The sequence below is a fragment of the Vibrio sp. 10N.261.52.C2 genome (assembly GCF_041471425.1).
In the GTDB taxonomy this organism is placed as follows: Bacteria; Pseudomonadota; Gammaproteobacteria; order Enterobacterales; family Vibrionaceae; genus Vibrio; species Vibrio crassostreae_C.
On the sequence record NZ_JBFROH010000032.1, the window covers coordinates 237678 to 257558 of the forward strand.

Sequence of the window (19881 nt, forward strand, 5' to 3'; positions counted from 1 at the left end):
GCAGTAAGAGTAACAGCATTCCTACGAGTGGAAACATGATCTCAACACGGATTTAATATGATTTTTTGAATTGATAAACAAAAGTTGTAAAGAAAAGTGAAAGGATTGTTTGGCTCGAAAAGAAAACGCCCCAATCGAAATTGAGGCGCTTGAAATCACTATGAACGTCAGTCTAGATTAGTATTTTACGTTTGAATGGTACTGGCTAAGAACAGCAACAATCTCGTCCATTTTCTCTTTGCTTGGCGGGTTTGTACCTTCAAGAGGGTAGTCAAAACCAAGTGCTTCCCACTTATGTGCACCAAGCTTATGGTATGGAAGCAGTTCTACTTTCTCGATGTTATCCATGTCTTTGATGAATTCGCCTAGCAGATGAGCATCTTCAGGTGTGTCCGTGTAGCCAGGGACAATCACATAACGAATCCACGTCTTCTTACCGATTTTGTGTAAGTAGCGTGCGAAATCCAGAGTACGTCTGTTTGATACACCAATGAAATCGTGGTGAATCTCATCTCGCATGTGCTTAAGATCCAACATAACTAGATCAGAGGCTTCTAGGACTTCATCAACCACTTCAGTGTGCTTACGAATGTAGCCATTAGTATCAAGACAAGTGTGGATGCCTTCAGCTTGAGCTGCGCGGAAAAAGTCACGAACAAACTCAGGTTGTAGCATCGCTTCACCACCAGAACAGGTGATACCACCGCCCGATGCTTTCATGAAATGACGGTATGATTTTGCTTCGTTGATGATCTCTTCGACCGTTACTTCCTTTCCGTCATGAAGATCCCATGTATCACGGTTATGACAGTACATACAACGCATTAAGCAGCCTTGAAGAAACACAATAAAGCGGATACCAGGGCCATCGACAGTACCACAAGATTCGAATGAGTGAATGCGACCAGTTGTAGACATGAGCTATTCTCGTAGAGGAATTTATACCGTTTATTTTATTACAAAAACGGTACATAAAATAGGGTCAAATGGTAACGAGACCTTTAAAAATAAAGGCAACCACCTGTGAAGATGATTGCCTTTATTAAACTTGAAAAGTAAAGGACGAAAGCCCTTACTGGTGGCTAGAAGAAAGCAAACATTGTGATACCGCCAGTGGTGTACACTGACTCTTTCGCTTCTTCGTAATCCGGTGTTTTTGCGGTTAGCGCTAAAGAGGCACCAACGTATTGGTTATACCAAGCCACACCAAGCACAGCAGTAGCCTGAATGTTCTCTAAAGTCACATCGTATTGTTCTGGATTCGGCCAATTATCTTCGATTTCAGAACGATCGCCTTCGATAGTCAGGTCGTTGAATCGGTAGCGACCTTCAAGGCCGGCATAGGTAAACCAACCAGCGTTTGATGCGCCGATCATGCCAGGTTTGAATGGGTTTTCTGTGGTGATGTTAGCTGCACCAAAGTTACCGCCTAAGTCCGTACCCCAACGGAACATAAAACCAGTCGAGATATCACTTCTAAAGTTACCGACGTTGATTTCAGAAACGTTAGAGATTTCGTAGTCAGTATTCGCAAGAGCTTGATTACGCATTAGGTTGAAATGGCTTAGGTAACCAACGCTTCCCGCCCATTCATCATCGACTTGGTATTCCCAACCCATCGGCTCATCCGACTTAGTGATTGAGTGAACCAGCTTTTGAGCATCTTCAGACAGTGCACGTTCGCCCGTAGTACCAAACGTGATATTAAAACGCTGGGCTTGCTGTGGGTTTAAGCTGATGTAATTGAATTCAGTGTGAAGGTAACCTGCGTATGGGCGATCATTAGGCGATGGCGTTTCTAACTCAATGTCAGAAGGCGTATACATCTTGTGGCCAATGGTGATTTCCCACTTGTCTAGAGAGCTTGCGCCCCAGTAGGAAAGACTCAATGGTTTTACCCAGTTATATGGCGTAATACTTGATGATGTGTAACCCAGAAATAAGCCGTTGGTATAGTCTTGGTCGACACCAAAAATACCATCATTATCTAAAGCAAAAGTTAACGTAGAACGCTCAGAGGCTAAAGATGAGAAAGAGAGAAGAATCAGGGGTAAACAACGCAGGTATTTCATGGAGCAGTTACTCTTAAATTATGAACCGCGATATTACCGTAATTTGACAGAATTTGTGGAAAAAAAGTGAATGGCAGGGTGCTTTTTTGCTCAACCTAACATTTCGCGGGATAGGTGAGTGTAGTGCGATTTATTTCAGATATAAAAAAGCCCCGCACATTGGCGAGGCTAATATTATTTACTGTCTATTGAGCGTGAGCTTATAGAGACTCAGTAAATGTACGTGCGATTACGTCAGCTTGTTGCTCTGCAGTTAGAGAGTTAAAGCGAACAGCGTAACCAGATACACGGATTGTTAGCTGAGGGTATTTCTCAGGGTGCTTAACTGCGTCTTCAAGAGTTTCGCGGTTAAGAACGTTAACGTTAAGGTGTTGACCACCTTCAATGCCAGCTTCGTGGTGGAAGTAACCATCCATTAGGCCTGCAAGGTTAGCACGTTGGCTGTCTTGTTCTTTACCTAGTGCGTTTGGCACGATAGAGAACGTGTAAGAGATACCATCTTGTGCGTCAGCAAATGGTAGTTTACCTACAGACGTTAGTGATGCTACAGCACCTTTCTCATCACGACCGTGCATTGGGTTTGCACCAGGAGCGAAAGGAGCGCCAGCACGACGACCGTCTGGAGTGTTACCAGTTTTCTTACCGTATACAACGTTAGACGTGATAGTAAGAACTGACTGTGTAGGGATAGAGTTACGGTAAGTCTTAAGCTTACGGATCTTGTTCATGAACGTAGAAACTAGTTCACAAGCAATATCATCTACACGAGAGTCGTTGTTACCGTATTTAGGGTAATCGCCTTCGATTTCGAAGTCAGTTGCGATGCCATCTTCGTCACGGATTGGTTTAACAGTCGCGAACTTGATTGCAGATAGTGAGTCAGCTGCAACAGATAGACCAGCGATACCACAAGCCATAGTACGACGAACGTCACGGTCATGAAGAGCCATTAGAGACGCTTCGTAGCTGTACTTGTCGTGCATGTAGTGAATGCTGTTTAGTGCAGTCACGTATTGCTTAGCTAACCAGTCCATGAATGTATCTAGGCGACCCATTACGTCATCGTAGTTAAGAACTTCGTCAGTGATCTTGTCTGAAACAGGACCAACTTGCATCTTAAGTTTCTCGTCCACACCGCCGTTGATTGCGTAAAGCATTGTTTTCGCAAGGTTAGCACGAGCACCGAAGAACTGCATTTGCTTACCAACGATCATTGGAGATACACAACAAGCGATAGCGTAATCATCAGACTCTAGGTCAGGACGCATTAGGTCATCATTTTCGTACTGGATAGAAGAAGTATCGATAGATACCTTCGCACAGAAACGCTTGAAGCCGTCAGGTAGTTGCTCAGACCAAAGAACAGTGATGTTTGGCTCTGGAGAAGGACCCATAGTGTATAGAGAGTTTAGGAAACGGAAGTTCGAACGCGTTACTAGCGTACGACCGTCGATACCCATACCACCCATAGACTCTGTTGCCCAGATTGGGTCGCCAGAGAACAGCTCATCGTACTCAGGAGTACGTAGGAAACGAACCATACGCAGTTTCATTACGAAGTGGTCGATCATTTCTTGTGCTTGTTCTTCAGTGATCTTGCCAGCAGCGATATCACGCTCGATGTAGATGTCTAGGAAAGTCGAAGTACGACCTAGAGACATTGCAGCACCGTTTTGAGATTTAACAGCAGCTAGGTAGCCGAAGTAAGTCCACTGGATAGCTTCTTGAGCTGTTTGAGCTGGCTCAGAGATATCGAAACCGTATTTCTCAGCCATTTGCTTGATTTGACCTAGAGCACGATGTTGCTCAGAGATCTCTTCACGCAGTTGCATTGTTTCTGCTAGGTTTTCACCGTTTTCGAATTGCTCTTGAAGAGAAGCAAATTGAGCTTGCTTGTCTTTCATTAGGAAATCAATACCGTAAAGTGCAACACGACGGTAGTCACCAATGATACGACCACGGCCGTAAGCATCAGGAAGACCAGTCAGAACACCAGACTTACGACATTTTAGGATATCAGGAGTGTAGATATCGAAAACGCCAGCATTGTGTGTTTTGCGGTATTCTGAGTAGATTTTTGAAACCATTGGGTCAAGAGTTTCACCGTATGCTTTACAAGAACCTTCAACCATACGCACACCACCGTTAGGGATGATTGCACGTTTTAGTGGCTTCTCAGTTTGTAGACCAACGATAGTCTCAAGATCTTTCTCAATGTAACCTGCATCGTGAGCAGTAATGGTAGAGATAACAGAAGTATCGAAATCTACAGGTGCTTTAGTTGCGTTTTCCTGTTTGATACCTTCCATTACCGAAGACCAAAGCTTGTTAGTTGCTTCAGTACCCTCAGAAACTAGGAAAGACTCGTCGCCTTCATACGGCGTGTAGTTCTTTTGAATGAAATCACGAACGTTTACTTCGCTTTGCCACTCACCTGCAGCAAAATCTTCCCAAGCTTTAGCAAATTGCTCTGCCATGACATACCTACCTTTTTAGTAGAAAAAATACGTACATTAACACTGTTGAGCCAGCGCCCCTCGTAAGGGTAGTACACTCTTATTAATAACAATATATATGAGCATATAAGCGTCATATGGTTATATATATTGTCACTACCTTTTATATGTTGTCTTTACTCTATGAATTCAAGACTACGCTAAAAAATTTCTGTAAACCTTAAACTAAATCAATAAATGCCAAAAAAAGTTGAAAAAATTTGAGTGGCAGGGGTTGCCACCCAAACTTTTTTTTAATCCTAATACTACTTTTGTGTAGTAAGGACCATTATAGCCAAGCTTTTAGGCCATATTGACTTTCTAGCATACCAACTGCAAGCATTGCTACCAGACAGATAACTAAAACGCCAACTGGGATAACAATCTTATCTACAAATGATAGACGCTTCGCACGCTCTTTATCACCAATTAGACCGTTATTATCTAGAAGCATAGTCAGTGCCCATGCTAATACTGGGTTAACAACCGCTGAACCGAAGATACAGATACCAGCTGCTTGAGAGTCTTTTGAATCTTTAACCATCTGCATACCCGCTTCAAGTAGAGGTAGAGATACACCTACAAGTAGCGCAACACGCATCACTGGTGGCCATACTGCTACGTCCATTGGGAAGCCAAGAATCGCAACAATAATACATAGAGAGCCAAGCAAGATTGCGCCGCCAGGAATTGGACGTTTCGCGATTGCTGCTGGGATCATGTAAGTACCCCAAGAAGATGTGATGTTACCACCACCTACTGCAGTACCGACCATTTGACGAACAGAACACATCGTCATTGTGTCATCTACGTCCATCAGAACTTTTTCAGAACGTTTAGGGTAGTTCAGCTCTTGGAAGATACGGTGACCTAGGAAGTCTGGTGACCACATTGCTACTGCAAGAATAGCGAACGGTAGCGAAGCGATGAAGTGCTCAACATTTGGCAAGCCAAGCATCCAACCTTCAGAAGTCGAACCCCACCAGTAAACTGGGTTTAGGTTTGGAATGCCCATTTCAGTTTCGAACACGATATCGAAACCAGCGCCTAATGCTAATGCAATAGCAAGGCCTGTAAACGCACAAACTGGAATAGCTAACCAACGCTTGTTCACTTTTGCTAAGAAAGCGTAGATAGCAATAGTAATAGCAAGAACGATAAGACCCACGTAACCCATGCTACCCGCTTCAACAGTAGAAGATTGAAGACCAACCGCCCATGCTTGAATTGAGTTGATTTGGCTCATGGTACCGGTTAAGCCTAAGAATATGAGCAAGCCACCTGCTGTACCTTCAGAAGTTAGGTTAACAAGTTTAGATCCGCCTTTTAGGAAACTTAGGATGAGACCGAACACACCGATCAGGATGGCCAATGCAAGAGGGTGAGCACCAGCGAGAGCGATGGTACCGATAAGAGGGATCATTGGGCCGTGGTTGCCGGCAAGGTTTGCTTTAGGGTTAAAGAAACCAGAAGCAAGGATACAAAACAGTAGTGCAGGAATAAGCATTTCTACACGAGCGACTTCAATTGCGAAGTCTTTACCTAGGTTTACGTGATCCCAAGCTTGAGTTAGGCCATCAGCCCACGACATCATTACTGCAGAGTACATCGCAATGATACCAATAGTACCAGCAAGTGCAGGAACAAGATCTTCAAGTTCAAAGCGGAAGTCACGACCTGGAAGGTTTAAACCGAAGCGGCGAGGCTTCATGATTTGAAGTTCGTGATCTAGATAATCTGAGCGGCTCTCAAATTCAGAAGCAGGACGGTGTAGCTCTTTATAGCTTTTCTCTTCTACTTCAGAGTTCGCATTATTGACAACGTCTGACATAGATTCCTCATATTTTTTGTTAGTAATTCTAAAATTGAATTCTATAAGTTCGCGTAATTGCGTAATTGCGTTATTTCTTAGTTATAACTCATTAACATTATGTTGCACGGTTTTGCTGTGCTTTATGCAGCTAAGTTAAAAGAAATGTTTGGCATTTTTAATGCCTTATTCTTTGCTGAGGAGTCTAACAAGCTTACCCTTTAGGGTGATTGATCTTGATCACTTTATGAGTATATGTGAAAGAAAGCTACAAAACGCAGCGATTCATTAACTTCCCATTGATGAATCGTGTAATTAGTTTTCACAAATTGACGTTTACCTATCTTCTTCGAGCCTTTGTCGTCATGGCTCGAGTTCAATACTCAATTCTTACTGAGTTATTTCACTATTACTTGCTTCCCAACTGTTCCGAGTGAAATGCTTACAATGTAATAACCTAAAAATAATTGTGCTTTAAGGTGAGGGCAGTGTGCTGAATGTGTGCGCTATATTTTGTCGACAGTAATGTTTATAAGTTCACAAAACGTGTTTTTCTTGTGAGACATCCAGCTACGAGAATCTCATTTTGATTAACTTTATTTAAACAATGTAAGGGGTGTAATTGCAGCTTATTGATAGAACTCATTCATTAAATTGAGGCGAAAACGCTACCTTTTGCATAATAAGTCAGAGTGAATCGCTATTTATTCCAATTTATCAGGTTAATAATTTGTTGCATGTTGTTTCGTGTGGTGCTAGTTTGTATCGCATGAAAAGGTCGGAGTACCTTGCATTTTCACAAACTTGGGAGAGAAAGCGCATGAAAGATGTACCAGCGCTGGACATAAAGGATCTACACAAAACGTTTGGTCAAAATGAAGTTTTAAAGGGAATTTCACTTTCTGCGCATAAAGGCGATGTTGTATCGATTATCGGATCTTCAGGGTCGGGTAAAAGTACTTTCCTTAGATGTATCAACCTTTTAGAGACACCAACTGCAGGCGAGATTTGGGTTAATGGCGAATTAATTCAAATGAAAAACAACCGCCAAGGCGTATCTGTTCCTGCCAACGAAAAACAAGTACAGCGTATCCGTTCACGCTTAGCGATGGTTTTTCAAGGCTTCAATCTTTGGTCTCACCTGACCGTTCTCGAAAATGTTATCGAAGCACCCGTTCACGTATTAGGTGTACCTAAAGCTCAAGCGATTGAAAATGCAGAACTACTACTTAAAAAAGTAGGCTTGTATGAGCGCAAAGATTACTACCCAGGTCATTTATCCGGTGGACAACAACAACGAGCGGCAATTGCTCGAGCGTTAGCGGTTGATCCGGAAGTGATGCTGTTTGATGAGCCAACATCAGCACTTGACCCTGAGTTAGTAGGGGAAGTACTCGGTGTAATGCGAGATCTAGCAGAAGAAGGAAGAACCATGCTTGTGGTAACACATGAAATGGCTTTTGCTCGTGACGTATCAAACCATGTGATGTTCCTGCACCAAGGTCTAGTGGAAGAACAGGGCGATCCAGCTAAACTGTTTACGGAACCTGAATCTGAACGTTTACAACAATTTATCTCATCGATTTACTAATCAGAATTGAAACGCCGTTGCCAACGGTAAACAGCGACGGTGTGAACAATAAAACACAACAAGTAAGTTAATAAGCAACAACAAACACAATATTAAAACTAGCAAAACATAAAAACCTAAATCACAGGAGTAGGGATATGAAAAAGTGGTTATTAGTCGCGGCACTTGCTGCAACTGCTGCAACGGGCGTAGCTCAAGCAAAAGAATGGAAAACAGTACGCTTTGGTATTGAAGGTGCTTACCCTCCATTTAGCTGGACAGAAGCTGACGGGTCACTGAAAGGCTTCGATGTCGATATGGCTAACGCACTTTGTACTGAAATGCAGGTGCAGTGTAAGATCGTTGCACAAGACTGGGATGGTATCATTCCTTCTCTACTTGCTCGTAAATATGATGCGATCATCGCGGCAATGTCTATCACGGAAGAGCGTAAGAAAAAAATCGACTTCACTGGTAAATACGCACTTATCCCAAACAAGTTCATCGCTAAGAAAGGTGCAGGCCTTAACTTTGATGATCTAAGCGGTCAAAAGATTGCAGTTCAACGTGCAACAACTCACGATAAATACCTAACAGACAACTACGGCGATACAGTAGAGATCGTTCGTTACGGTTCATTCGACGAAGCTTACCTTGATCTAGCAAACGGTCGTGTTGCTGCTGTACTAGGTGATGCATCTGCTCTAGAAGAAGGCGTGCTGAACAAAGCTGGTGGTGAAGACTACGAGTTTGTTGGCCCCTCTCTAACGGATCCTAAGTGGTTCGGTGAAGGTATGGGTATTGCTGTTCGTAAGCAAGACAAAGATCTGACTAAGCAATTAGATGCGGCAATCCTTTCACTACGTGAAAAAGGCATCTACCAAGATATCGCGGCTAAATACTTCAACTACGACGTATACGGTCAGTAATCTTTAGCGTCAATTCTTAAGGGAGAGGTTCTCCTCTCCCTGTCTTACCAACTTTTTCGCAGTTCTGTTGGAATCCATTATGTTTGATTTACAAGGATATGAAGCGTCGATCCTGAAAGGGGCGGTGCTCACAATCGAAGTTGCCTTGCTGTCGCTAATTTTAGCTATGGTTCTTGGTATGCTAGGTGCCTTAGCAAAACTCGCGCCTTATCGCTGGGCTCGTGCTATTGCAACCCTCTACACAACCGTCATTCGAGGCATTCCAGATCTCGTACTGATGATGCTGATTTTCTTTGGTGGACAAATCCTTTTAAACAACAGTTTGTATTCCATCAACGAGTGGCTCAACGAGTGGTTTGCATCCAGTGATCCTAACCACGAATGGACCGCTTACTTACCTGATTATATTGATGTCAGCCCATTTGTTGCTGGTGTCTTAACCATAGGCTTTATTTTCGGTGCCTATATGGCAGAAACGTTCCGTGGTGCCATCATGGCTGTCGACAGCGGTGAAATGGAAGCGGCAAAAGCTTATGGTATGAGCCCTGTAAAGGCGTTTCACCGCATACTGCTACCGCAGATGATTCGTCACGCATTACCGGGTTTTGGGAATAACTGGCTGGTATTACTTAAAACCACTGCGCTGGTTTCGATTATTGGCCTAGAAGACATGGTACGTGTTAGTGCACTGGCGGCGGGTTCAACCAAAATGCCATTCACTTTCTACATGACTGTGGCGATTATCTTCTTATTCTTCACCAGTGTTTCAACGGGCTTACTTAAGCTGGTTGAACGTAAATTCAGTATCCACGCGAGGTAGTTATGGACTTTTCATTGATAATTGAAAGCCTGCCGATTTACCTTGGTGGTTTATGGACAACGGCTTGGATGGTTTGCGTTGCTTTGATCATTGGCTTATTCGTCGCCATACCACTAGCTATCGCTCGTAACAGTCCAAATATGCTGATTAATGCTCCGGCTTGGTCATTCATCTATTTCTTCCGTGGTACGCCATTACTGGTTCAGCTGTACCTGATTTACTACGGTATGGACCAATTCTTCCCAGTGAAAGACACATTATGGGAAAACGCATGGTTCTGTGCTTTGGTGGCATTCATTCTTAACACGTCAGCTTATACCGCAGAGATCATTCGTGGTGCGATTAACGGCTTACCTAAAGGTGAAGTCGAAGCAGCAAAAGCTTACGGCATGAGTACACCGAAGACTTACCGTCGTATCATTTTACCAAGTGCTCTGCGTCGCGCATTGCCGGCTTACAGTAACGAAGTCATCTTCATGCTTCACGGCTCTGCGGTAGCGGGTATCGTAACCATTATGGACTTAACCGGTGCAGCACGTTTGGTTAACTCACGTTACTACGCTCCATTCGAGTCTTTCCTAACGGCAGGTCTGTTCTACATGGCACTAACGTTCATCATCATCGCGATTTTCAAATTCGCAGAGAAGCGTTTCCTTGCTTATCTAAGACCCCTTAGCTAATTGCACGGTATTCACACAGTTAACAAAACGGCGCTCATTGAGCGCCGTTCTTATTTAGGGTTTGTATAGGAATTAGTTGAGTAGCTCTTTGAAGCAAAAAGGACTTATTACACAAGCAATAAGTCCTTTAACTTTGTTTCTAATTTACTAGTTCAAAAAGCAATTAAACTTCATTAACGCCAATGAAATCACCATCAAAGGATGCATCAGTGTAGATGATGACTTCTTTGCCTCCTTTGGTGAAGCTATAAGCGGTAATCGTTTCAGTTCCATCGAGTCCAAGTTTATCTTGCATATCTTGGTCTAGCGTCACTGATGTTGCGGTTTGGTATTGGAATCCTTGAAGATGACTTGCGTCGATATCTTCAATTCCTAAAGCAAAGAATTCAGCAACTTGGTCGTCGTTCTTTGCTCTATTACCATCAAGGTCATGGTTTTGATTGAAGGTTTTACCTAGAGAAATAGTCAGTTTGTCATTAGCTGAGTCTCCCCCTATGACTGCTTCAAACCCATTGATGTTTGACCCCTTCGACATGTCGATATCGACACCACCAGGGTCATTGGCGACCAGTACATCGAACCCTTTACCACCATGAATTAGAGTATCCTCTGCATCAAAGGCTACTGTATCGTTGCCTTTACCAGCACGGATTTCGTCTGCACCACCACCACCAATGATGATGTCATCGCCTTTACCGCCTTTGATATGGTCGATTCCGTCTCCGCCATCAAGCCAATCATCGCCTTTACCACCAAACAATTGCTCTGGTTGGTCGTCGATTTCAACGGTGGTTACCACATCATCGAAGTCACCATCACCGCCAGGGTTGTCATTCCAGAACTGATTTCCGAGTTCTGTACCCGGATTGAAGTTGTTAATGCCGCTAACATCTAAGGTAAGGTTGCCGTTACTACCGACTAAATCTTGTACGCCCAGCAAGAAGGGGTGGTCACTATTGTTAGAGCTGGTCGCTTGTTGAGTGTTTAAGTCAATTGCGATACTTTCGCCTGAGACGAAACCGTCATTCCCGCCATCTGGGATAATGAAGAACCCGAGCGTATCAACGCAATCATCACAGTGCCCCAAATCGAGACTAAAGCTGTTGCCAGCTTCAGAGTTTGGAAGGTGATCTTTCACATTCCCCCAAATGACTTCAGCGTTTACATTGCCTTCACTGTCTTTTGTGAAGTAACCAAACGAATTTTCGAAGCCCGCTTCGGTGCCTTCCATAGTGACGTCAATAGTCCCTCTGAAGCTACTTACATCGTAGTAACCCGTCTCAGGATCGAGTTCAGGTATGCCACCTTTGGCGTTGTCACCACCAAGAATGACATCGTCCCCACGACCACCGCGCAATATATCGGTTCCGTCACCCGTTAGGCCATCGGTGGTAACAGAAGTGACGTAGTAGTCACTTGAATCGGCATTAGCGTTTCCGTTTTTGTCAAATGCAGGACCAACGGCAGTAAACTGAAGTTCATCAAAGGCTTTAAAGCCAGTGTCATCAGGACCGATGTTTAGATAACCGTTGTTGTTATTGCCATCCGCTAAATCGCTCGCAATGAAATCGCCCTCAGCGACCAGAATACCTTCCCGATATGCTGCCCAATGGCCTGCCTCATCTACGCCATTGTCGCCTTCATTTAAGTAGAGGTTGGAAATGCCGACTTTAGCAATCATTGTATGTTCGTCTAAGCTGACGGAAAACATCTCTGATGCACCTTCACCGGTAACGCCGTCGTAGCTGAAGCCAATTTGAGCAAGCACGCCAGCCTCTGCTGCGCCATCTACCCCATAACCTGTACCGCCAGAGCTTGCATTACCTGTATCAACGGTGCCGACAGAACCATCAGCGTTGTAGGCGGTTGAATTTGCTGATAGGTCGACGGATGTCGTTGGATCTGCTAATTCAAACTCGCCGGTTCCTTCGTTAAACGACAGCGCTTCAAAGTTATCGCCGATAATTACGTCATTCCCTTTACCGCCTCGAATCAAATCGTTCCCAGCAGCGCCTTCATTTGCAGCGTCTGGTCCGTTATCACCAATGAGCACATCGTTATGCAGTACTTGCTTCAATGACACATTGTCAATCAGAGCCCCAAAGGTATCTTCTGCACCGTCGGCAATAAAATTGAGTGAGTAATTTCCTGAAGAGAGATCGACATCTTCGCTAAACAGATCCCAATCATCATCTACGCCGTCAATGTCTTGGAAAGACTTTTCGAATACAACGTCGGTGCCTGCCATTATTTGAACTGTGAAAGGAGCAGTGGTGCTATCGCCTCCTTTATTACGAAAAGCGTAGGAAAAATCGAGTTGATATATACCGTCGTCATCGACCGTAAATGTTTGGGAGACGGTTGAATTTGAATTCGCGCCATGCGAGTCTAATTCTAGGAAGTGACCACTGGCGATATCAGTCCCGTAACCATCAGCTGGGACACCGCCATGCAGTTGTTCTTGAATCTCGATACTGCCAAACTCGGCGTTCCATGCACCGGCGCTTGGCGCTGTTCCCCACGTATTGCCAAGGTCAAAAGCTTCAAAGTCACCATCGCTGATTAGGTTTTCGCCAAATTCTGCACCAGCGCCTCTGTCACCATAAATAATGTCATTGTTCGCACCGCCTTCAACGTAATCATCACCGGCACCTGCAACCACAATGTCGTCAACACACTCTTCTCCTAGCGCTTCTAAATCTTTATCGCGTGCCGCGCTTAAATCGCGGTTAACGCCGGCTTCATCACCAGCATTGAGCGAATGATTCCAAGCTTCAACCACATCGTTTCCGGCTCCAGCTTTAATTGTGTCCGATCCACGTCCAGCAGCGATAAAGTCATCGCCGCTGCCGGCATGCACAATGTCGTCGCCTTTACCGGCTCGTACTTCGAGGTTATCGCCGCTGAGGTTAGAAAGGTCATTGTTGACATCTCTAGATTCTGGGGTGGGGAGGTTAGGACCATCTACTAGTATATTGGTATCATTGCTACCATTACTTTTCAGTCCTGCTGCTGTATTGGTTACTTCTGCCATCGTTTTTTCCTCACATATCATTCGATACATAGAGGCAGCCCAGCCATCTCGCTTCATCCTTGAGATCTGCGGCTTTCCGTCCTCACCTCACGATGAGTTTGGCTTTTTCTTCTCGCGCTTGGTTAAATTTCTCTCATTGCCTTATAGGCGCTCACAGAGAGTGGATTGAGTAGATACTCGAGCGGTGTTTGTTGCTCAAGTAAAATCATCACTTCTGCGGGCATGCCCGGATACAATGAGATGTTTTCTAATGCTTCTAGCTCAGACTTATCTAACGATACTCTCGCTAAGTAAGCAGAAGATCCTGTGGCTTGATCACTAATGCGGTCAGCCGAAATATGGACTAACTTTCCACGAATCGGTGGTGTTTTACGGAAACTGTATGCGGTCAGTCTTACTTGGGTATCCAACCCAATTCGTAAGGCTTCAATGTCTTCTGGCTTGACTAACGCTTCTACAATCAACTCGTCATTTTGCGGAACCAATTCCATTAAGGTTTCACCGGGTGGAACAATGGCATTTTCGGAGACCACATTAAGTCCAACCACCACACCACTTTGAGGTGCTCTTATTTCAACCCGGGTAAGAATATCTTGAGCATTGACCATAGCTTCTCTGGTTTCATTCAGCTTTCGTTCTAAATCTTGTATCTCTTCGCCGAGCGTTTTGGCGTAAGTATAATCCGCGTTGATCAGCTCTAATTTCGCTTCGGCGATGGTGCGCTTGGCGTGTCCGATTCTAGCTTTGAGGTCAGCAACGTTACCTTGTAATTGAGAGCGTTCTCGCTGTAAATCCAATAAGCGAGATTTGGATGTGTTACCGGAAACAAGCAAATCTTGGTGCATTTGTACCTGTTCTTCTAAATACTTCAGGCTTCGATTTCCGGCTAAGAATCGTTGTTGGAAGCCTTGCAGATCAAGTTTTGATTGCTCGACTTTTTGCTGTAACACATCGGATTCACCGGATTTTAACGATTGTCTTTTGCTGAAAAGTTTACTCTGCGTATCAAGTAAGCTTGATACGTTTGGGTCACTCATAAGGGAGAGTAATCTCATATCAAATTGAATTTCTTGATGACTCGCTAACTCTGATTGTAAGCGGTTCAGCCGCGCTAAATCACTTTGCCACTGAGCTCTTAGCCTTAGAAGCGATGCTTGAGCTTGTGTGTGACTTAACGTGATGAGCAGTTCGTCTTTTTGAACATGGTCGCCGTCAGAAACATGGACGATTTCTACAATCCCGCCTTCTAAGTGCTGAATGGGTTTTCGCTTTGATTCTACGATAATCACGCCTGGCGCAATGGCAGCAGAAGAAAGCGGGGCTAGGTATGCCCAAGCAGCAAAGCCACCAAGAGTAGTCACAAGAACTAACCAGATGAACACCTGTATTTTGAATGTAGAAAAGATCAGTTTTCTACCATCGTCGAAGTGAATACCTTTATCGTCATGATGAATACTAGCCATTCGACACCTCCGAGGAAGCGACATTGAAGAGCGACCGAACCACTTTACTCGCTTCGCCTGCTTGTGTTATCTGGCCGTTTTTCAATTCAACAACCCAATCGACATGTCTGAGTAAGCTTGGGTTATGCGTTACCATCACGACAGAAATGGATTTCTCTTTCGCCAATTGTAATAGCGAAACAAGAAACTCTTCGCCTTCTTTGTCGAGATGGGAATCAGGCTCATCAAGCACGAGTAGCTTAGGTGAGAAAACCAATGCTCTTGCGATGGCAAGTTTCTGGGCTTGTCCACCAGATAACTGATGACCAAAAGAACCTATAATCGTTTCATATCCATTCGGTAAGGCGACAACAGCGTCATGCACACCGGCTTGAATAGCGGATCTGACGATTTGGCTATCCGTAACGTTGGAATCAAATCGGGCGATATTTTGTTTGACAGTGCCATGCAAAAAGTCGATGTGCTGAGGAACATAACCGACGGTGTGTTTGAACTGATTCTGATTCCACAACTCGACATTGAGTCCATCGATAGAAATGCCACCTTTTGAGGGTGATATGCCGTTAGTGATCATTTTGCAGATGGAAGACTTGCCTGACCCGCTAGGGCCTATCAATGCAACTCGGTTTCCAGATTCCAGTCTTAGCTTCAAACCATTAAGAGTCGGCTTGTTAAGGTTTTCAGAGGCGAACCATGTGACGTTGTCGATGACCAGATCACCTTTAATGGTTTCTAACTCGGTTCGCTCGGTATGTTTAGTATGAGAAGCAAATTCCTTAGCTAAGCGTTTGTTTGCATCCAAACCAGTTTTCCATGCTTGAATACCACTAGAGAGCATCTCAATTGGCTGAAGTGCTCTCGCCATTAGGATCGATCCCGCAATCATTCCACCAGCAGACATGGCATTTTGAATGACTAGACTTGCTCCGACAGCCATGATGATGAGTTGAAGGACCATACGTATGTAACGAGAAAATGCACTCAGTGAGCAGGTGGATTGATCTAAATGGCTTCGAGACCAGCTCTTTTCCGCCAATATTTCTTGGTAGGTCTGACTTAGACCTTGTTGTTGATGTTGGCTAAAAATCGTGGCGTGTTTTTGAAAGCACTCGTCGTTTTTTCTTTGTGTTGCGAGCTGGCTTAAATAAGTGGTCTTAAAGTGCTTAGATTTAACCCAATGAGAAAGTAATGTTGTCATGAGAATAAAAACAACGGCACCCACACCGACTAACCCTATATATGGATGAATCGCAAACATAATGATAAGAAACAGGGGAGTGAACGGCAGATCAAACATGACAAAGTAGGCTGGAGAAGAGAGTAGGCTCTTTACCTCGCTGATATCATTGAACAGATGCTTTTCTTTTGATTTCGATGAGAAGGAGGTTTGCTCAAAGAGCTGCTGAGACGCGATAAATTCAAATTTGATCGCTTTCTTTTGTGCATACTTGGCTCTAGACGCGTCAAGGAACGCTTGGGCTGTAAGTAGGAACACAGCAATGAAAGCCAAGAATAGAAGCGTATCTAAACTTTGGCTTGAGAGGACTCGATCAAACACTTGAAGGCTGAATAAGGGAACGACTAACATCAATACGCTGATCGCTCCGCTGACCACCATCATCGGAAGTAAACTACGCAGATTAATTGGATTTATACCGGCCCAAGGCTTTGCGTCCATACAAAACTCTCTCCATTGGTTGTCCAAATAGTATAGATGGGCAGAGGCGAGAATGTGAACTATCTCAAGCTTTTTGAGTGGATTTGAGCTAAGTAAAAAAAATGCACAAGCTAAACAAAAGCTTGTGCATTTTTGATTTGAAATTTAATTTGGATTTTATTTAAACGTTGACCAAATCGGAGCGTGATCTGACGGTTTTTCAATGCCGCGTAGCTCGTAATCGATGCCAGCTTCAGTACACTTATCAGCAAGCTTTTGAGTCGCTAGGACTACATCAATACGCAGGCCGCGGTTGTCTACGAAGCCTTTTGAGCGGTAATCAAACCACGAGTATTGATCATTCACTTCAGGGTGCAGCAAGCGGAAGCTGTCTACAAAGCCCCAATCCATCAATGTTTTCAACCATTCGCGCTCTTCTGGTTGGAAAGAACATTTACCAGTTTTTAACCAACGTTTCGCATTAGGTTCACCAATGCCGATGTCTGCGTCGATAGGGCTGATATTAATGTCGCCCATCACTATCACTTGCTCATCTTTGTTGTGATAATCGTTTAAGTAAGTCATTAAGTCTTTATAGAACTGGCGTTTGTACGGGTATTTTGTTTCATGCTTGATGTTATCCCCTTGAGGGAAGTAGCCATTTAGCACGGTAACCTTTTCACCATTTTCATCTTCAAACGTCGCCATGATCATGCGTTTTTGATGGTCTTCATTATCTGTTGGGAAACCCTTCTGCACAGAGATAGGCTCTTGCTTACACAACATTGCCACACCGTAGTGGGCTTTTTGACCGTGGAAGTAAACCTTATAGCCCATTGCTTCAACATCAGCAATTGGGAAGGCTTCATCGTGCACTTTTATCTCTTGCAGACCAATCACGTCGGGTTGGTGTTTGTCGATAATAGCTTGCAGTTGGTGAAGGCGGGCTCTAAGACCGTTGATGTTGAAGCTAATTACTTTCATTTGTTTTTATACCTCTCGTAAACCTTTGTCACTACTTGTTTTTAAAGGTTTTTGATTTGGTGGATTTCATGGTTCATCGTATTTAACCATGCTTAATAATTTCTGTCGCCACTTTGTAGAGACAAAATGGCGACATTAAATGATGTGAATACTTACAGTTACGTAGAATCTATTGAGTCTTAAGTAAATCCAAAAAGAACGCGTATTCAAGTGCGTCTTCTTTTAATCGTTTAAATCGGCCAGAAGCGCCACCGTGACCGGCTTCCATATCGGTTTTGAACAGCAATACGTTGTTGTCTGTTTTCATTTCACGCAGCTTCGCAACCCATTTCATTGGCTCAAAGTACTGCACCTGTGAGTCATGCAGGCCTGTCGTTACCAACATGTTCGGGTAGTTTTGTACCTTAATGTTGTCGTACGGTGAGTACCCCAGCATGTAATCGTAGTAGGCTTTATCGTTCGGGTTACCCCATTCGTCATACTCATTGGTGGTTAGAGGGATCGATTCATCGAGCATGGTTGTCACAATGTCTACAAACGGAACATGTGCACCAATACCACGGTACAGTTCTGGTGCTTGGTTGATGATTGCTCCCATCAATAGACCGCCAGCAGACCCCCCAACGGCGAACACTTTATCTTTCGCGCCGTAGCCTTCTTCAACAAGCTCTTTGGTTACATCAATAAAGTCGTTGAACGTGTTTTGTTTGGTCAGTTTTTTGCCATCTTCATACCAAGGGCGACCAAGCATTTCTGAACCGCGGACATGTGCGATGGCATAAACAAAACCTCTATCCAGTAGGCTTAGGCGAGTTGAGCTGAAGGTAGGTTCAATCGTAGAGCCGTAAGACCCATAGCCGTATTGGTAGATTGGGTTAGTGCCGTCTTTCTTAAATAAGTCTTTACGATAAACCAAAGAGACAGGAACTTGCTTACCATCGCGAGCCGTAACCATGATTCGCTCTGATTGGTAGTTATCCGCTTCGAAATCACCTAATACGGGTGTTTGCTTCATGAGCTCGAATTCACCTGTACTTAGGTCGAAATCATAGTAAGTACCTGGCGTGGTTAAGCTGCTGTAATAGATACGAACTTTTGCGTTATCTAATTCATAGTTACTCGTTAGGTAAGCGGCAAATGCGGTGTCGTTAAATTCAAGTGGAAACTCGTGGCCTGTTGAGAGTTGGCGAACTTTCACTGTAGACAAGCCATCCGCGCGTTGCTCGTAGACAAGATGGTCATCAAACAACTCGAAATCTACAAGCTGAGTATTATCGTCCGCTGGGATGACATCGACCCATTTTGAGCGATCATGCATCTCTTCGGTTGTGACTTTCATTAAACGGAAGTTGACCGCTTGGTAGTTGGTGTAGATGTAATACAAATCACCTAGCTTAGCGATGCTGTACTCTATGCCGCTCTCTTTTGGGTAGAAAGCCTCAGCTGTAGCCTTTGGGTTGTTGGCATCGATGACTGAGACACCGCTGGTTTCTGTGCTCGAATGCCAAATGTAGACCTGTTCTCCATCTTTGCTTTTACTCAAAGAGGTGTAGTAAGCGCTATCGGCTTCTTCGTAGATTAACTGATCGCTTGCCTGAGCTGTGCCTAACACGTGGCGGTAAACTTGATAACCCAGCAATGTTTGTGGATCTTTTTTGATGTAGTAGAAGGCTTGGTTGTCGTTTTGCCACGCGATAGCACTTGAAGCGCCTTCAATTTCATCTTTTAGGTATTCACCTGTTGTGAGGTCTTTGATCTTGATGGTGTAAATGCGGCGGCTTAGCGTATCTTCGCCATAGGCCAACAAGTTTTCGTCTGGGCTGATCGTTAAGCCACCAATACTGAAGAATTCATGCTCTTTTGCTAGCTCGTTTACATCTAAGATGACTTGCTTGTCTGTGCCTAAAAAGTTTTTTTCACGCAGGTGAACTGGGTATTCGTTGTCGCCTGTGACCTTATTCGAGTAGTAGTAACTGCCTTTGCGAACCGGTACCGAATTGTCGTCTTTCGCGATTCGGCCTTTAATCTCTTCAAATAATTGTTTTTGTGCTGCTTCTGTATGTTTCAACACCGTATCTGCGTACTGATTCTCTTGCTCAAGTTGTTGCAATATCTCTGGATCTTGGCGTGCATCATCGCGCATCCAATAGTAATCATCGATTCGGGTTTCACCATGAATCGTCATTGCGTGAGGGACTTTCTTAGCAACGGGTGCTTGGGTTTGTTGAGCGACGAGTTGTGATTGAGAGTAGTGGTTCATGGTTGAGATTCCTTGATTGCTGCATCCGGCGAAAAGCGCTATTGATACGGCTAATGTGGTTAAAGCGATACGCATCTATATATCCTTAGTGTGCACCTTACTCTTTT

The 19881-nt window shown here is 44.1% G+C and carries 13 protein-coding genes and 1 riboswitch; of the genes, 4 read left to right on the forward strand and 9 right to left on the reverse strand.

The window, feature by feature from the left end:
* Positions 1 to 177: 177 nt before the first annotated feature.
* From pflA to AB4307_RS13540, 4 genes are all read right to left on the reverse strand, one after another.
* A complete protein-coding gene (gene pflA / locus AB4307_RS13525; RefSeq protein WP_010437353.1) occupies positions 178 to 918 on the reverse strand; it encodes a pyruvate formate lyase 1-activating protein in 741 nt (246 codons plus the stop codon).
* 164 nt (positions 919 to 1082) lie between these two features.
* Entirely contained in the window at positions 1083 to 2072 is a 990-nt protein-coding gene (locus AB4307_RS13530) for a lipid A deacylase LpxR family protein (RefSeq protein WP_372132067.1), read from the reverse strand.
* A gap of 200 nt (positions 2073 to 2272) precedes the next feature.
* Positions 2273 to 4549 (reverse strand): formate C-acetyltransferase, encoded by a 2277-nt coding sequence (pflB, locus tag AB4307_RS13535; protein ID WP_017066931.1) that lies wholly within the window; start codon positions 4547 to 4549, stop codon positions 2273 to 2275.
* 307 nt (positions 4550 to 4856) lie between these two features.
* Positions 4857 to 6398 (reverse strand): DUF3360 family protein, encoded by a 1542-nt coding sequence (locus AB4307_RS13540; protein ID WP_016767646.1) that lies wholly within the window; start codon positions 6396 to 6398, stop codon positions 4857 to 4859.
* A 799-nt stretch (positions 6399 to 7197) separates the two neighbouring features.
* On the opposite strand from AB4307_RS13540, the gene AB4307_RS13545 reads away from it, so the two are divergent.
* From AB4307_RS13545 to AB4307_RS13560, 4 genes are all read left to right on the forward strand, one after another.
* Positions 7198 to 7968 (forward strand): ABC transporter ATP-binding protein, encoded by a 771-nt coding sequence (locus AB4307_RS13545; RefSeq protein ID WP_004736532.1) that lies wholly within the window; start codon positions 7198 to 7200, stop codon positions 7966 to 7968.
* 137 nt (positions 7969 to 8105) lie between these two features.
* Complete coding sequence (aotJ, locus tag AB4307_RS13550; protein WP_017062125.1) at positions 8106 to 8876, forward strand: L-arginine-binding protein AotJ; 771 nt, start codon at positions 8106 to 8108, stop codon at positions 8874 to 8876.
* Between the two features lie 79 nt (positions 8877 to 8955).
* Complete coding sequence (locus AB4307_RS13555; protein WP_017062124.1) at positions 8956 to 9696, forward strand: ABC transporter permease; 741 nt, start codon at positions 8956 to 8958, stop codon at positions 9694 to 9696.
* 2 nt (positions 9697 to 9698) lie between these two features.
* Positions 9699 to 10376, forward strand: a complete 678-nt coding sequence (locus tag AB4307_RS13560) for an ABC transporter permease (RefSeq protein WP_017062123.1) — start codon at positions 9699 to 9701, stop codon at positions 10374 to 10376.
* Between the two features lie 163 nt (positions 10377 to 10539).
* On the opposite strand, the gene AB4307_RS13565 is transcribed toward AB4307_RS13560, so the two are convergent.
* The 5 genes from AB4307_RS13565 to AB4307_RS13585 form a co-directional block, all read right to left on the reverse strand.
* Positions 10540 to 13410 (reverse strand): hypothetical protein, encoded by a 2871-nt coding sequence (locus AB4307_RS13565; protein WP_372132069.1) that lies wholly within the window; start codon positions 13408 to 13410, stop codon positions 10540 to 10542.
* Positions 13411 to 13440: 30 nt separating this feature from the next.
* Positions 13441 to 13523, reverse strand: a riboswitch (cyclic di-GMP riboswitch).
* Positions 13524 to 13532: 9 nt separating this feature from the next.
* A complete protein-coding gene (locus tag AB4307_RS13570) occupies positions 13533 to 14873 on the reverse strand; it encodes an HlyD family type I secretion periplasmic adaptor subunit (RefSeq protein WP_017070029.1) in 1341 nt (446 codons plus the stop codon).
* Positions 14866 to 16551, reverse strand: a complete 1686-nt coding sequence (locus AB4307_RS13575; protein ID WP_372132071.1) for a type I secretion system permease/ATPase — start codon at positions 16549 to 16551, stop codon at positions 14866 to 14868. Before AB4307_RS13575 ends, AB4307_RS13570 begins: the two co-directional genes overlap by 8 nt.
* A gap of 156 nt (positions 16552 to 16707) precedes the next feature.
* Positions 16708 to 17514 (reverse strand): exodeoxyribonuclease III, encoded by an 807-nt coding sequence (xthA, locus tag AB4307_RS13580; protein ID WP_010437369.1) that lies wholly within the window; start codon positions 17512 to 17514, stop codon positions 16708 to 16710.
* Between the two features lie 169 nt (positions 17515 to 17683).
* Complete coding sequence (locus AB4307_RS13585; protein WP_372132083.1) at positions 17684 to 19774, reverse strand: S9 family peptidase; 2091 nt, start codon at positions 19772 to 19774, stop codon at positions 17684 to 17686.
* Positions 19775 to 19881 lie beyond the last annotated feature (107 nt).

Coding starts and splice junctions, on each gene's coding strand:
- pflB (WP_017066931.1), bottom strand. CDS start 4,549: ATGGCAGAGCAATTTGCTAAAGCTTGGGAAGATTTTGCTGCAGGTGAG.
- AB4307_RS13555 (WP_017062124.1), top strand. CDS start 8,956: ATGTTTGATTTACAAGGATATGAAGCGTCGATCCTGAAAGGGGCGGTG.
- AB4307_RS13585 (WP_372132083.1), bottom strand. CDS start 19,774: ATGAACCACTACTCTCAATCACAACTCGTCGCTCAACAAACCCAAGCA.
- pflA (WP_010437353.1), bottom strand. CDS start 918: ATGTCTACAACTGGTCGCATTCACTCATTCGAATCTTGTGGTACTGTC.
- xthA (WP_010437369.1), bottom strand. CDS start 17,514: ATGAAAGTAATTAGCTTCAACATCAACGGTCTTAGAGCCCGCCTTCAC.
- AB4307_RS13575 (WP_372132071.1), bottom strand. CDS start 16,551: ATGGACGCAAAGCCTTGGGCCGGTATAAATCCAATTAATCTGCGTAGT.
- AB4307_RS13545 (WP_004736532.1), top strand. CDS start 7,198: ATGAAAGATGTACCAGCGCTGGACATAAAGGATCTACACAAAACGTTT.
- AB4307_RS13560 (WP_017062123.1), top strand. CDS start 9,699: ATGGACTTTTCATTGATAATTGAAAGCCTGCCGATTTACCTTGGTGGT.
- AB4307_RS13540 (WP_016767646.1), bottom strand. CDS start 6,398: ATGTCAGACGTTGTCAATAATGCGAACTCTGAAGTAGAAGAGAAAAGC.
- aotJ (WP_017062125.1), top strand. CDS start 8,106: ATGAAAAAGTGGTTATTAGTCGCGGCACTTGCTGCAACTGCTGCAACG.
- AB4307_RS13565 (WP_372132069.1), bottom strand. CDS start 13,410: ATGGCAGAAGTAACCAATACAGCAGCAGGACTGAAAAGTAATGGTAGC.
- AB4307_RS13530 (WP_372132067.1), bottom strand. CDS start 2,072: ATGAAATACCTGCGTTGTTTACCCCTGATTCTTCTCTCTTTCTCATCT.
- AB4307_RS13570 (WP_017070029.1), bottom strand. CDS start 14,873: ATGGCTAGTATTCATCATGACGATAAAGGTATTCACTTCGACGATGGT.